General features: G+C 57.4%; 10 protein-coding genes. 3 read left to right on the top strand and 7 right to left on the bottom strand.

Going from position 1 to position 14,597, the window contains the following annotated elements; genetic code table 11:
• Nucleotides 1-18 precede the first annotated feature (18 nt).
• Nucleotides 19-855 (bottom strand): amidohydrolase family protein, encoded by an 837-nt coding sequence (locus MHI24_RS27805; RefSeq protein ID WP_340022779.1) that lies wholly within the window; start codon nt 853-855, stop codon nt 19-21.
• A gap of 87 nt (nt 856-942) precedes the next feature.
• Between MHI24_RS27805 and MHI24_RS27800 the strand changes: the two genes are divergently transcribed.
• Nucleotides 943-1,857 carry an AraC family transcriptional regulator gene (locus tag MHI24_RS27800; protein WP_340022778.1) on the top strand — a complete coding sequence of 305 codons (915 nt, stop codon included), beginning with the start codon at nt 943-945 and terminating at the stop codon, nt 1,855-1,857.
• A 29-nt stretch (nt 1,858-1,886) separates the two neighbouring features.
• Here the strand turns inward: MHI24_RS27800 and MHI24_RS27795 are convergent, their stop codons facing one another.
• Nucleotides 1,887-4,313, bottom strand: coding sequence for a TIM-barrel domain-containing protein (locus MHI24_RS27795; protein WP_340022777.1), 2,427 nt, complete (start codon nt 4,311-4,313; stop codon nt 1,887-1,889).
• 119 nt (nt 4,314-4,432) lie between these two features.
• Here MHI24_RS27795 and MHI24_RS27790 point away from each other — a divergent pair, with 119 nt between their 5' ends.
• Nucleotides 4,433-5,326 (top strand): AraC family transcriptional regulator, encoded by an 894-nt coding sequence (locus tag MHI24_RS27790; protein ID WP_340022775.1) that lies wholly within the window; start codon nt 4,433-4,435, stop codon nt 5,324-5,326.
• A 71-nt stretch (nt 5,327-5,397) separates the two neighbouring features.
• On the opposite strand, the gene MHI24_RS27785 is transcribed toward MHI24_RS27790, so the two are convergent.
• Nucleotides 5,398-6,825 (bottom strand): family 43 glycosylhydrolase, encoded by a 1,428-nt coding sequence (locus MHI24_RS27785; RefSeq protein ID WP_340022774.1) that lies wholly within the window; start codon nt 6,823-6,825, stop codon nt 5,398-5,400.
• A 15-nt stretch (nt 6,826-6,840) separates the two neighbouring features.
• Nucleotides 6,841-8,697, bottom strand: coding sequence for a family 43 glycosylhydrolase (locus MHI24_RS27780; RefSeq protein ID WP_340022773.1), 1,857 nt, complete (start codon nt 8,695-8,697; stop codon nt 6,841-6,843).
• A 223-nt stretch (nt 8,698-8,920) separates the two neighbouring features.
• Here MHI24_RS27780 and MHI24_RS27775 point away from each other — a divergent pair, with 223 nt between their 5' ends.
• Nucleotides 8,921-10,069: a glycosyl hydrolase family 8 gene (locus MHI24_RS27775; RefSeq protein ID WP_340022772.1), complete on the top strand. Its 1,149-nt coding sequence runs from the start codon at nt 8,921-8,923 to the stop codon at nt 10,067-10,069.
• A gap of 108 nt (nt 10,070-10,177) precedes the next feature.
• Here the strand turns inward: MHI24_RS27775 and MHI24_RS27770 are convergent, their stop codons facing one another.
• From MHI24_RS27770 to MHI24_RS27760, 3 genes are all read right to left on the bottom strand, one after another.
• Nucleotides 10,178-11,842, bottom strand: a complete 1,665-nt coding sequence (locus MHI24_RS27770; protein WP_340022771.1) for a response regulator — start codon at nt 11,840-11,842, stop codon at nt 10,178-10,180.
• Nucleotides 11,820-13,586, bottom strand: a complete 1,767-nt coding sequence (locus MHI24_RS27765) for a histidine kinase (protein ID WP_340022770.1) — start codon at nt 13,584-13,586, stop codon at nt 11,820-11,822. The genes MHI24_RS27770 and MHI24_RS27765 overlap by 23 nt, the downstream gene beginning before the upstream one ends.
• Before the next feature lie 81 nt (nt 13,587-13,667).
• Nucleotides 13,668-14,588, bottom strand: coding sequence for a carbohydrate ABC transporter permease (locus MHI24_RS27760; protein ID WP_340022769.1), 921 nt, complete (start codon nt 14,586-14,588; stop codon nt 13,668-13,670).
• Between the last annotated feature and the right edge of the window lie 9 nt (nt 14,589-14,597).

Genomic DNA, 14,597 nt, shown 5'->3' with positions numbered 1-14,597 from the left:
TGCACAACCTCCTATGGTTTATGAATCTAACTTATAAAATCTGGCCGCATTCGCTCCAAACACCGGCTCCATCTCTTCCGCTGACAAACGGTCCTGTAAGGCATTGCGCAGAATCCCAACCACCTCATCATAGGTTGCCGCCATCAGGCACACCGGCCAATCACTGCCGAACATTACCCGCTCCGGTCCGAACAGCTCCAGCACAGCATGAACGTAAGCGGTGAAATCCTCCTGCGTCCAGCCCTGCGGATCAGCCTCGGTCACCATCCCGGACAGCTTGCAATAGATTCCCGGGTGACCTGCAACCTCTGCCATCCGGCTTCTCCACGGCTCCAGGCTGCCCGAGGCAATCGGAGGCTTGGCCAGATGGTCAATGACCCCGCGCAGTCCCGGAACCCTCTCCAGCATCTCAATGAGCTGTGGAAGCTGATGGTCAAGCACCAGCAGATCCACCGGCACATCCCGCTCCGCAAGAAATGAGAGCGCTTCTATATAAGGCCGGGTCAAAAGCACACCAGGGTCCGCCATCTCCTGAATCATTACGCGCAGCCCGGTGAACTTCGGATGTCTGCTGAGCCGTTCGAATTCAGCCTGGAAGGAAGGGCTTGCAAGATCCAGCCAGCCGATGACGCCTGCAACGGAGTCTGCCTGCTCGCTGAGTCCCAGAATATATTCGGTCTCCTCTACTGTAGGCGCAGCCTGTACAACAACCGTCCGGCTGATCCCGTGCTTCATTAGCTCCGGCTCCAGATCAGCGGGCAGATAATCCCGGAACAGCACCGGAATCTCCGGCGTAATCCAGCCGTAATCATCCCTCTCAATCTTCCAGTAATGCTGATGAGCATCAATATACAATGATACCGCCTCCATTCCATCTTATTGTAAACATCCGATAAAGGAATAAAAATAGCGAAAACAAACAAATCTATACCTTATTTTGATATGATACAGAGAGGAATCACAGCTCTGCCCAAGGAGGAGAACATCATCGGACCGATCACCAAGCATTTTGACAATCAAGGGCCCTTCTCCCTGCTGCTGGACTATAAGGAGACGAAAAGCCCGCAGCGCGAGCTTCCCGACCATCAGCATGACTGGTACGAATTCATCTATGTGTACGGGGGCAAAGGGAGCTTCTTCATCGACCAGACCTTCTATGAGATGCGCCAGGGCGATATTATTGTCGTTCCCGGCAATACGGTGCACCGCGGGTTCCCGGATAGTGAGGAGCCGGTGACCTCTTCTGCGGTCTTTTTCAGCCCGGGTCTGCTTCATCATCAATCCTACGGCGAGCCTTATGCTTACCTGAAGCTGTTCGACACCGCCAAGAGGCGTAAGCAATACAAGTATACCCTGCCGCCCGAGCATGCCTCAATTATACAAAAGGATATCGACGCCCTTCACGCAGAACGCGGGGAGAACCGCCCGGACGGCGGGCAAGCCCTGACCCTGCTGCTCCAGCTCACGCTGCTGCATCTGAACCGCTACTGTCTGCCGCAGGCCGCCGGTCCGGTGGACACCAATCTGTCGCTGCCGGACTGGTTCCGCGAGGCGCTGGCCTATATTGACGGCCATCTGCAACAGCCGCTGGAGCTGGCTCTGCTTGCAGGGCGGGCAAATATCTCTCCGGCCCACTTCAGCCGGGTCTTCAAGCAGCGTCTCGGGATGAATGTGACGGACTATATTGCGACGAAGCGGATTTTTGCCGCCAAGGACAGCCTGCTGCAATCCGGTGCCACCATCGAACAGATCGCGATGGCCTGCGGCTTCGAGAGTATGCCCCACTTCTACCGCACCTTCAAAAAAATCACCCGGATGACCCCCGCCGCCTACCGGAGGAACAGCCGCACGCTTTAAGTCATGCCCTGTGGGGAAGTCCCCCCGCTTTAGAAAGCCAGGTCATTCTCCCGGACGGTTACCGCTTCCCCGCTGTAGGTCACTGTGCAGCTTCCGGCCTGACCGGTGATCTCCACGGCAAATTGCCGTACCTCCGGCATTCCCTCATAACGCCCTTCCCGCTTCCCGATGGTCAGACTGCGGTCCGCCTCACACCAGTTCAGCGTAATCATGGAGCAGGAGCCGTGCTCATAATTATAGTTATCCCCTTCATCCTCGTAGAGAGTGAAGGCTGCATCCTTGCCGCTGTACACCTTGAGACGGACTATAGCCTCCGGCTGCTCATCCGTATATTGTGTCTCAGGCCCTTCCGGCACAATCGACCCGGCACGGACGAAGAGCGGCAGCGTCGCAAGATCCGCTCCGGCTTCAATCACCCGGCCGCCGGCAAGCCGTTCCCCGGTCCAGTAATCGTACCATTCCCCTTCAGGAAGGTAGACGCTGCGCTGCTTGGACACCCCTTGAAGCTCACGGGAGCCGGGGCCGTAATACATGGCTTCCGTGACCGGAGCCACCATGAAGGCCGGCCCGAACATGAACTGGTCGCCGATGTCATGGACCCGGGTATCCTCCCGGTAGTCGAAGGCCAGGGCACGGAACATGGTATAACTTCGGTGGGCAACCGCACCGGCCAGTGAGTAGATATAGGGCATCAGCCGGTAACGCAGCTTCAGGTATTTCACCAGGGTGTCGTACATCAGCTCACCCTCCTGGCCGAACTGCCAGATCTCCCGTGGCGTATCGGTTCCGTGGGAACGGAACATCGGCAGGAACGCGCCAAGCTGGAACCAGCGGACGTACAGCTCGCGGTAGCCAAGATCGGCAACGCCTTCGTCATAATCTCCGTTCCAGAACCATTGCTCCTTGCGCTTCTGCACGAAGAAGGCGCCGATGTCCAGCGTCCAGTACGGAGAGCCGGTCACACAGAAGTTCAAGCCGTCGGCAATCTGCTTACGCAGCGTCTCCCAGTTGGCGGCGGTATCTCCTGACCAGGTGATCGTGGCATACCGGTGCTGTCCGGCATAAGCGGAGCGCGTCAGATTGACGACCCGCTTGTCTGAGGTTACCGCACGCTGGCCTTCATAGATGCCTTTGGAATGCTGCATCGAATAGGCATTGATCAGCCCCGGGTCCAGATACCGCTTCGATTCCGCCGTATTAATCAGCATGCGCTGCTCCGGCTCCGGCTTCACCGCACCCTTCCAGTCAGCCTCGAACGGCTCGGTGCAGTCACACCACCACGCATCGATGCCGTGGGCGAACAGCCCTTCATTCGCCTGCTTCCAGTACAGCGCCCGGGCCTCTTCCGAGAAGGCATCATAGGTTGCCTGATTGCCGAGCAGGAAGCCGCGCGCCTTCATCTCTTCGTGATTGTCCCCGCCCGCGCCCATAATCGGCCAGATGGAGACCATAAGCTTGGCATTCATGGCATGGAGGCGTTCCATCATCTGCGTTGGGTCAGGGAAGCGTCCGGGATCGAATGTTTTTTGCCCCCACAGGTTGCCCGTCCAGGACTGCCAGTCAAGCACAATACAATCTAGCGGAAGCGAGCGTTCACGGTACCCCTGCACGATGTCAATCAATTCCTGCTGGGAGACGTAACGTTCCTTGGACTGCACATATCCGAAGGACCACTTCGGCAGCATCGGCGCTTCTCCGGTCAGGTAGCGGATGCCCGCTGTAATCTCATCGAATTCCGGCCCATGAATGAAGTAGTAATCCATCTCCTCATCCGCATCGGTCCAGAGATACGAGCCGAAGGCATCATCATGGAAGGTCATGTAAGACCCCGAATCAACGAGAATTCCATAGCCGCGTGTAGAGACGAGGACCGGTACAACCGCCTTCATATTCTGCTGGTACAGGTACTGATGCTTGCCCCGGAGGTTCATCATCCCCTCTTCATGGGAGCCGAGGCCATACAGCGCTTCATCCTTCTGCCATTCAAATTCCAGCTTCGTATGAAAAGCCTCCCGCGCAAGCCTCCGGCTTACACCTTCGGCCCTGGCCCGCAGCCCGTCCGCTCCCTGCCCGGTCTCGACCGCATCCGCATCCGCATCGAATACAGTGTGGTAGATTTCCGTCCGCTCCAGTGTCTTGCCGCCTCTGCGCGGCTCACGGGCCAGCAGCCTGCCGTCCGCGTCCCTGTAGCTAAACGCACAGGTCTCTTTATCCACCTGAATGGTCAGCCGAGCAGTTGCGATTTCCAGGTAACCGTCTTGGTCGGTCACCTTATATTGGACAGCCTCAGCCTCTGGGCGGCTTACCACCATCAGGCTCTCTTTGCTGCTAAGCTCCGCATTCAGCGTATAACGGATTCTGGCAATGCCCGGCGTACACCAGTCAATCTGCATCAGTCCCTCTTCCGTCTCCAGCCTGATCCCGTTTGCACCGGACTGTACATTCTTCACTCCCACTATGCATCCACCTTTCATTATGACTCCGATTAGTTATAATGATATTATTATTGGTAGCGGATACTCTACCAGATATTTGCGGTTCATCAGCACAATATTGCGATTCACAGGAGGAAAGCATGTACGAACACCGTTACCGTGAGCACAAGCTGCACGGCCAGCCGGAATTCCCGCTGCATATCTATAAGGTCGAGCATCCGGCCGGGGTGCATACCATCCTGCCGGTGCATTGGCATAATGAGATGGAGATTATCTATATGGCTGCCGGGCAGGCCGTATTCCATATTGAGAGCCGGGAGTACCCCCTTCAGGCAGGGGATGCCCTGATCGTTCATCCCGGGGAGCTCCATTCCGGCACGGACACGGGCTCCGGCGGCACCTGCTACTACTCGATTGTCTTCCGCATCTCCTGGCTGTCCTCTGCACAGCCCGACCGGGTGCAGGAGTTGTACCTGGACCCGCTCCTCCAGGAGACGGCCCGGCTCCCGGTCCAGCTGTCCGCAGCGGACAGCGCCCATATTCCGCTGCTGCGGCTGGTCAGAGAGCTGCTTGCGCGTTATGACCGGAAGGCTCCTGCCTATGAGATGAGCCTGAAGGCGCTGCTGCTGCTGCTCATTGCCGACAGCTGCCCGCTCGCACAGACGGGGATGGAACCTGATCCGGGAGCCCGCCGGGCACGCGAGGACAACCGGCAGATCCGGCGGGTGCTAAGCTATATGGAGGAGCACTCACGCGAGAAGCTGGAGCTGGACCAGCTTGCGGCGGTGGTGTCGCTGAGCCGCTCGCATTTCTGTAAGTTTTTCAAGGACCGGACCGGCATGCGCCCGATGGAATATCTCAACTATATCCGCATCAGCCAGGCGGCCAGCCTGCTGCGCAGCGGCGCTTACAATGTGCTGGAGGCTGCTCTGGAGTCCGGGTTCCAGCATGTCAGCTACTTCACCAAATGGTTCAAGCATTATATGGACATGACGCCCTCAGAATATAAGGCCCGGTACGCCTCCGGCCTGTAATAGCCTCTAGACAACAAGACAGCAGCACCGGCAGCGAATGCTGCGGTCCTGCTGTCTTTTTTTAATCAGGCCTATGCCAGTGTAAAAGAACCCAGCTGCGCTCCGCCGCCGCCGGTATAAGTGAAGTACAAGGACTGTACTCCGTCAGGAATAGCTACGTCTGTAGTATATTCAGTCCACACATTCGTGAAGCCTACGGGAATTGAAGCCAGCGCCGGTCCGTCCCAGGCCGTCTTCACCTGGAATTCGCCATGGCAGTAGCCGCGCACCTTGATGGACACCCGGCTGACTCCCTTACAATCGAAGTATTTGAAGCCGGCCGTGGCCGAATCGGTCATATTGGCAATATAGCCAATCTCCTCATCGCCGTCGCCCCCGTCCTGGGTAATCTTCGGAAACCGGCTGTCCATCCAGGCTCCCACCTTGCCGAAGCCCCCGGTGTACATCTCCTGGTCCTTGGTGAACAGATGGCAGGCCAGATAAGCCGGATATTCCCCGCGTCCTTCCAGTGGTCCGCCGTTCGGGCCGGAGGTCGTAATCTCCACCTGCGGAATCGTGCCGTCCTCACGGAAGGTAATCGGCTCGATACAGCCCTGACGCGAGAACGCGGTCCCGTTGGTATGCCGGTGATAGAAAATATACCACTGCCCCTGAATCTCCACGATACTGCCGTGGTTGTTCCCGCCGTAATACATCGTCCGCTCCGCAGGCTTATACGTATCGATATGCAGATCACAGTTGCTGACAATGACTCCCTGGTAGACGAAGTCACGGGTCGGATGAGTGCTGGTCGCATAACACAGCTCATGCATCGAGATTGAGGAGTAGATCAGGTAGTAGAGATCGCCTCTTTTGCGGATGGAAGGGGCCTCGAAGAACTCAAAACCCTCAAAACCAGTCCCCTGGCTATACGGCTGGCTCGGCGCCACAAACACAGGCTCTTCGATAATGGTAAGCATATCTGGACCCAGTACGGTGGCCATCGCCCCGTGTCTGGACTTGTCGCCGTATCCGCAGAAGCCGGTGTACAGGTAGGTGGTGTCGCCTTCAGTCAATACCCCCGGGTCAAACTGCGGCTCATCGCCTGCCCGTTCGCCCAGACGCGTGCCGTCCTGATAGGTGACATAGCCGTAGAATTCATATTTGCCGCCCGGCTTGTCACAGACTGCGACCGATACCACCGGAACCTTGTCCAGCACGTAGTATAGATAATAGCGGCCATCCGGTCCCTGCGTCACATCCGGTGCGTACAGGCACATGCGGCCATCCGGGTTCAGCGGGTCATCCGTGGCCCGGTACATGATCCCTTCATACCGCCAATCCCCCAGATTGTCCTCCGGCGCTGACCAGCAGGCATAGTCGTTCAGACAGAAGGCGTGTCCGTTGAAGCGGTCATGCGAGCCATAGACATACACTCTTCCTTCATATACATACGGCTCCCCGTCCGGGATATACTCCCAAGAAGGTAGATACGGGTTGATTCCTTGCTGCTTAGCCATGATTGTTCCTCCTGATTATGAGTTAGATACTGGTACTGTTAATTGTATAGTGCAGCTGGCGTAATCCGGGTGAACATCCCTGTCTCCGGCGACATCAAGCACAGGCACACCCTTAGCGTCAAAATGCACCCGGTGCATCGCCGAGCACCGCGTTCCATGCTTCACCAGCTGCTCTTCCCCGTGGTACAGGATCAGCAGCGTGCCATCCACATCACGGCAGAAGGAATTGTGCCCCGGCCCGTAGACGCCTTCCAGCGAATAATAGGACAAGGCCGGTGTGCTCGCCTTGTGCCATGCAGCGGCATCGAGAACATCGCTGCCCCGCGGAATGCTTAACAGCCCTACCGCATAGGTGTACCCTGTTGCCGCCCCGCCGGAGTACGCGATATACACCTTATCCTCCGTGATCAGCGGGTACGGGCCTTCGTTGTTGATCGTGCCCTGCACATTCTCCCAGCCCAGCAGCGGGCGGGTGAGCAGCACCGGCTCGCTGGTGAGTACCGCAGGGTTCGCTTCATCGACGGTTGCGATATAGATCATGGAGCCGGTATCCAGCGGCGTGCCGATCCCCTTGCGGTAAGACCAGAGCACACAGGACGTTTCGTCTGCCTTGAAATAGGTCATGTCCAGCGTAATTCCCTCTCCGGCCAGCGGCGTGCCGTCCATCCGCTTCACGCGGACCGGCTCGTTCCAGTCAGCCGCCTGCATAATATCTCCGCCGGATTTGAGCTTCATGATATGGCACTGCGGACCCCAGACCTTGCCGCCTACGGCGAATAGAATGTATAATTCTCCGCCGATCAGATGGAATTCCGGCGCCCAGAAGGTCTGGATGAAGCTGCGCTCCTCATCCAGATCCAGAATGACCGCTTCCCGGAATCCGGGAGCGAATAAGCCGTCTATGGTGTCCGCTTCCCGGACAAAGATGCCGATATTATTGACATTGTCATTGGTAGCCAGGAAATAATACTTCCCGTTCCACGGGAGGAGGACCGGGTCGGCATACCCGCTTGCCAAAGGGAACGGATAGTTATGCGTAACCACCTGGCCTTGTACGGTATACGTTCCGGGCACGCTAAAGTCGATCTCCCGCGTATCCCAGGCTACGCGCTTGTCTGCGGTGGACCCGTCTGAGTAGACCGCCGTCGCGGTAACCGCAGACAGCTCATCCGCCGAGCTGGCACTGATCTGCTCCGCCACGCGGATGCCGGTGTTATACACCGGTGTCCAGGCCGCCAGGATCTGGCTGCCGGTCACTTCGTCCAGCGAGATCACATTGCCCGGAGCGGTTCCGGGAAACGGCTGCTCCGGCCGTTCTACTGTATAGGCTTCCGCCCGCTCCGGCGGCGAGATCAAGTGAGGCTGCCGCAGATCCGCAAGCCGGTTCACATATACGTTCCCGCTGTCGTCCTGCCAGCGCAGCTCGCAGCCTGCGCCTGTCCCGTCCGGTATGCAGACAGCCTCCTGGACATACAGCTCCTTGTGGAGCTGCACCAGCCCCAGACTGTCGAAGGTGACCAGATCCGGCGAGGTCCACAGCAGAATCTGTCCTTTGCTCTCCTCATCGTCCTCCCCGGAAGCGTTTACTCTTATGGCCGCGATACCGAAGGAACCGTCCGCTGTGCGGAAGATATAGGGGTTCTTCAGTCCTTTTTCATGAATCACATTGTTCTCATCTACGGTTCCCGCGGCAAACAAAATGCCATAATTCCGGTTCAGCGGCTGCCATTTCTGCTGCCCGTCCATATAAGCGAGATGAACGCTATTTGCGAGAGACGCCGTATAATCCTGATCTGGAATGCGTGTGTACACGGTAAGCTTTAACTGATCCTGCTGATCCTGCTGATCCTGCTGATCCTGCACTCTATTCATAAGACTATCACCTTTACTGTGTAGTGGTCTTACTATACGTCCCTATCAGTATAGTGAACAGGCGGAAGGCAAGTCCATGACATATAGACACTGAACATTGATCTATCCTTAGATCGGCGGAGGGAAGGCGGAATCCTCTATAAATTTTCAGGAAAACGCTTTAATCTCTACAGCGCGGCTTATGGTATACTGGGGCGGAATATTATCCACATGGAGGATGGTTATGAATACTAACGCAGCAGGCTCCTATCATACAGGAGAATACAGAAATTTGTTTCTTGAAAATGGAATCAGCGAAGAAGCCATCCGGCAGCGGCTGGAGGATACCTGGAACGAGCTGTTCTACGGTGCGCCGGAGGTGCGGATCTATCATCCTATGGATGACGATAAGGGGTATATGGTGGACACCGGGAATACCGATGTGCGCACCGAGGGTATGTCCTATGGCATGATGATGGCGGTTCAACTGGACAAAAAAGAGGAGTTCGACCGGCTCTGGAAATTCGCCAAAGTATTCATGCAGCATACAGAGGGACGGTATAAGGACTATTTCGCCTGGCACTGCAAGCTGGACGGCACCCGGCTGTCGCAAGGCCCGGCCCCGGACGGGGAGGAGTTCTTCGCGATGGCACTGTTCTTTGCCTCTAGCCGCTGGGGGGATGGTGCGGAGCCGTTCAACTATTCAGAGCAGGCCAGGATTATTCTTCGTGCTTGTGTGCACAAGGGAGAGGACGGCGAAGAAGGCGATCCGATGTGGGACCCGGAGACCCGGCTGATCAAGTTCATCCCGGAAACCCCGTTCAGTGATCCATCCTACCATTTGCCGCATTTCTATGATTTGTTTGCACTCTGGGCGGATGAGGCGGACCGGGATTTCTGGAAGGACGCAGCCGCCCGGAGCCGGGCTTATCTGCACCTGGCTTGCCACCCGGTCACCGGACTGTCTCCGGAATACGCCAACTATGACGGTACACCGGCGGAACCGCAGCCACACGGCGACTTCCGCCACTTCTTCAGCGATGCCTACCGGGTAGCCGCCAACATCGGCCTCGACTACGAATGGTTCCGCTGCGACCCTTGGCAGGTGGAACAGTCGAACCGGATTCAGGCATTCTTCCGCGATATCGATCCGGCCGATTACCGCCGGTATACGATTGACGGGCAGCCGTTCGACGAGCCGTCTCTGCACCCGGTCGGCCTGCTGGCTACCCTCGCCATGGCCTCGCTGGCCGCTGACGGCCCGGACGCCGGTCACTTCGTCAAGCTGTTCTGGAACACCCCGCTGCGCACCGGTGACCGGCGGTATTACGACAACTGCCTGTACTTCTTCAGCCTGCTGGCGCTCAGCGGGAACTACCGGATTTATAAGTAACCATTAGCTGTTTTAGGCGATCCGCCCAGCTACGGCGGGATTGAAAAAAGGAGCTGCCCCAATCAGCCATTTCATAGCTTGTGGACAGCTCCCTTCCTCTCTGTTCCCTCACCCGCCAACCACATCCGTGCGGTATTCCTGCGGCGTGGTTCCGGTCCACTTTTTGAATACACGTGTGAAGGATTGCGGGGTGACGTAGCCAATCAGGGAACCGACCTCGGCTACCTTCAGCTCCCCTCTGCGCAGCAGCTCCTTGGCCTGGCGGACGCGCAGCTCCTCGATATACTCGGACAGGTTGATGCCCCGTTCCTGCTTGAATAGGCGGGACAGGTAGGAGGGATTGAAGTGGATCACATCGGCCAGACGCACCAGCGACAGGTCCTGGTCGAGATTCTCTTCTATATATAAGCAGATCCGGTCGATCACGCTGGCCGCACGCTTCTGCTCGCCGCTCCTGCGCACCGAGAACAGATTCCCGGCCGTGTCCTCCAGATAGCGGAAGGCTTCGCACCAGGTCCGGTGGACTTCCAGATTCATCAGTCCGCCGGTGGCGATCCCTTCATCCGCTTCCCACCGGTTGATGTACGACAGCAGCATCAGGGCAATGGTGTAATATAGCTCAGTGAGATAAGGATTACCCCGCGCGCATTCCTGGCCCGCCGGCTCGGCCATCTCTCTGAACAAGCGGAGGAAATCCTCCTTGCGCCCCGCCTCCAAATGGGCAGCCAGCGTCTCGGCTTTGCCCTGCAGGAACCGGTCGCGGACCTGATCCGGCACCGCAGCCTCATGCAGCTGCACCCGCTGTACCATCCGCTCCCCGTCGCCCGCCCGGTAGTGCTGGACCTGCCGCACCTTGTCGTACAGGTTCGGGAGCATCGCCCACCTAGCCTTCTCGGCGCTGAACGTAATAGCCACCGTAACCCCCAGCGATTCCTGGCAGGTCTGCTGAATCAGCTCGAAGGTGCCTTCGAGAAACTTACCAATCTGTTCCATCTGGCCCATTTGCTCTACTTGCTCTATCTGCCCCACCGCCCCCGCTCCGTCCCCCGCCCATGACCTGTCAGGCTGAATCAGCCAGATCAGATCGCCGTAGCGGTCGATGACTCCCAGGCTGACCGTCCTCTCCTTCAGCAGCTTCTCCGCCAGGAGCTTGACGGCAAGCGCCGTCTCCTGACGTTCGGAATACGACCTTGCAGTATCAGAGTCGGTCAGGCTGCCCAGAGCGAGCAGCACAGGCATAGACGCATCCAGCGGAATGTGCAGACGCTCGAAGTCTTCCGCCACATCCTGCTCCACCTTCACACTATGGATCAGGTGGCGGAAATATCCGCCCTGCGCCAGCGTCTCCAGCGTATTGAGCTGCTCCTTGGCCTCACGGATCAGGTCGTTGGCCTGCATCGTCTCCTGCAATTCCTGCAGCGCACGCTTGACCGCCTCAATCAGCTTGGGATAGCCTTCGTTCTTCAGCACATACTGGACGCCCGGAGCCTGAATCGCCTGATAGACATAATTGAAGTCACTGTGTCCGGTCAGGAACACCAGCTTGCACTGCGGCCACCGGCGGCGGATATGCTCCATCAGCTCCAGCCCATCCATCTCGGGCATACAGATATCGGACAGGACAATATCGACCCGGGTACGGTCCAGCAGCTCCAGTGCTTCCTGGCCCGAGTAGGCCTTGTAGAGGTCGAGGCCCAGGTCCATTTTGCCAAAAACCACCGCCAGCCCGTCTGTAATAATCTCTTCATCGTCAACGATAAGCATCCGGTACATCTGCACCCTCACCTCCGGTTGTCAGCAGGATGGTTACTCTAAGCCCCCCCAGTCCGCTCCGGTCCACCAGCAGGCCGCTCTCTTCCCCGAAGGTGATGCGGATGCGCCGGTGAATATTCACCAGCCCGGTGGTCTCCGCCTGCTCCTGGCAGGCATTCAGCGATTTCTTCAATTGCGCCAGCGTGTCATCGGTCAGCCGGTCCCCGTTATCCTCCACAATAATGCGGATGTAAGCCTCCTCCTGCTCAAAACGCACAACGATCAGGCCCTCCATCGCCTTTTTTTCCAGGCTGTGCTTGAAGGCATTCTCGACAATCGGCTGCACGATCAGCCGCGGGACCTGCACCGGCTTCAGCGTCTCCGACAGGGGATCGAACCGGACCGTAATCCGCCGCGAGAACCGCATGGCCTGAATCTCGGTATACATCCGCGCATGATGAATCTCCTGCTCCATCGTCACCAGATCAGAGGCATTGCGGGTCACGAACTGGAAGTACTCGCCAAGCAGCGTCGTAAGCTGTTCAATCCGCTCCGTGTCGCCGGTCTTGGCCATTGTGTTCAGAATAAAGAAGCTGTTATAGAGAAAATGCGGGTTAATCTGCGACTGCAATTGCTTCAGCTCGGCCCGCTGGGCCATGATCTTCTGCTTATAGACCTGATCGATCAGAGAGTGCAGATTGCTGACCATCTGATTGAAGCGGCTGTACAGATAACGGAACTCATCCCTCGACTCATGCTTGATGTAAATGTCCAGATCTCCCTGCTCCATTCGGCGGAAGCTTTTGACCAGGGTCAGCATCGGCTTGTGAATGAACTTATAGGTAGACAGGGCAAAAGCAACAATGATCCCCAGACCGGCCACGGCAAACACCCAGGCCCAGGTATAGAATTTGCTCAGCGGAGTCTTGATGATTGCCTCCGGAATCATGCGGTAGATTGACAGCCCCAGCTCCCGGGAGCTGGCCTGGACAATATAATAGGGCGCACCGGCAATTCTCAGCCGCTCTCCCGAAGCTACATCGCGGATCTCCCGGACGTACTGCGACTTATCCGCCTGCGCCAGCTCCCCGGTCACACTGGACAAGGCCACACTGGAGCTGTCCGACAGCAGCAGCGTTCCGCTGCCCGGATAGGTGTTGAATTGGCCCAGCGCCGCCCGCAGCTCCTGCGCATCCAGCTCAATCTCCACCGTGAACAGCGGCTCCGCCCCTTTGACCCCCCGCTGCTTCATGGCGCTGAGGTAGAGGCCTCCGTCCCATTCGATCACCTGGGAGCGCCGGTCGCCGAACACCGAGCGGATCTCGCGGAAGCGCTTCATCTCCAGCTCGCGCACGCCCCCGACCGAGGAGATCGTCCTCCCGATGGTCATGATATGCACCCGCACATCCTTAATGTATGTGCTGCTGTTCTGTACGATGAACAGCCGCTTCATCAGCGAATTCAGATTCTCCGTGCGGTCAATCACCGCCAGCGTCTCCCAGGTCAGCGCCAGCTTGTTCAGGTCTTCATCCTCCAGCAGACTGTACTGCAGCAGCTTCATCCGCTCGATCTCATTCTCCATATCGCTGAGGTAGAACGCCGTCTGGGCCGTAGCCGAGGTGCGGATGTCAGCGCTGGCCGTGTGCAGAATCCATTGATACAGATAGACTGCGAAGACAATAATCGGCAGCATGATGAGCAGAAAGGTAACAATCAGGCGCAGAAAAATCGTATTGCGCAGGGAAAAGTCCTTTTGGAACAACAATGCCAGGCCTCCCAGAATCATTTTCACCATTATAGCCTGATTGGCGGGAGAAGCGCAGGCTGATGCATAACTTCCCTGAGCTTATCCTTTGACACTGCCGAGTACAATCCCCTTCACGAAATACTTCTGCAGGAACGGATAGGCCAGAATAATCGGCAGGGAGCCGAGGAAGATCTGGGACGATTTCAGCGTCCGGTCCGAGATCAGCGCCAGGTCCAGCATCGCATCGCGCGACATATTGGACAGGTTCTGCTGGATAACAATCGTCTGAATATAGCTCTGCAGCGGATAGTTCGCCGGGTTCCCCATCAGCAGCAGGCCGTCGAACCAGCTGTTCCAATGCTCTACCATAGAGAACAGGGCCAGTGTGGCCAGCGCAGGCTTGGAGATGGGCACGAAGATCGACCAGACCGTGCGGAAGTGTCCGGCCCCGTCAATCAGCGCCGCTTCCTCCAGCTCCTTCGGAATCTCCCGGAAGAAGTTAAGCAGCAGCACTACGCTGAACACCGGAACCGCACCGGGCAGCACCAGCGCCCAGATTGAGTCGAGCAGACCGTACTCCTTGAGCGTGGTATACCAGGGAATCAAGCCCCCGTTGAACAGCATGGTGATGAAAAAAGCCCAGGCATACACGCTGCGGAACCGCAGCGCATGTGATTCTTTGGATAACGGGTAGGCCACGAGGATCGTCAGCAGCAGGTTCAGCGGCGTCCCGATCCCGATCCGGGTCAGGGATACAATCATCGACTGCCAGAATTCCGTACGGCTCATCGTATACATATAGGAAGCGAACGTGAAATCTACCGGCCAGAGCCGGACATATCCGGCGGATGCCGCTGCACTTGAACTGAAGGACACAGCGACAATATGAATGAGCGGCAGGATACAGAGCAGTGAGACCAGAATGAGAAAGGTGGCGTTCAGCACCGATATCCCGTCGAACTTTTTTTTACGGTGAACAGTAGTTAGGTCTGCCTGGTTAGGCGTCAGCGGTTGCTGCAAGGGATCTCC

Origin of the sequence: Paenibacillus sp. FSL K6-1096 (genome assembly GCF_037977055.1) — a bacterium.
GTDB lineage: Bacteria > Bacillota > Bacilli > Paenibacillales > Paenibacillaceae > Paenibacillus_AQ.
This window is presented reverse-complemented; position numbering and strand designations above follow the sequence as displayed.

Coding starts and splice junctions, on each gene's coding strand:
- MHI24_RS27800 (WP_340022778.1), top strand. CDS start 943: ATGATACAGAGAGGAATCACAGCTCTGCCCAAGGAGGAGAACATCATC.
- MHI24_RS27790 (WP_340022775.1), top strand. CDS start 4,433: ATGTACGAACACCGTTACCGTGAGCACAAGCTGCACGGCCAGCCGGAA.
- MHI24_RS27785 (WP_340022774.1), bottom strand. CDS start 6,825: ATGGCTAAGCAGCAAGGAATCAACCCGTATCTACCTTCTTGGGAGTAT.
- MHI24_RS27780 (WP_340022773.1), bottom strand. CDS start 8,697: ATGAATAGAGTGCAGGATCAGCAGGATCAGCAGGATCAGCAGGATCAG.
- MHI24_RS27775 (WP_340022772.1), top strand. CDS start 8,921: ATGAATACTAACGCAGCAGGCTCCTATCATACAGGAGAATACAGAAAT.
- MHI24_RS27770 (WP_340022771.1), bottom strand. CDS start 11,842: ATGTACCGGATGCTTATCGTTGACGATGAAGAGATTATTACAGACGGG.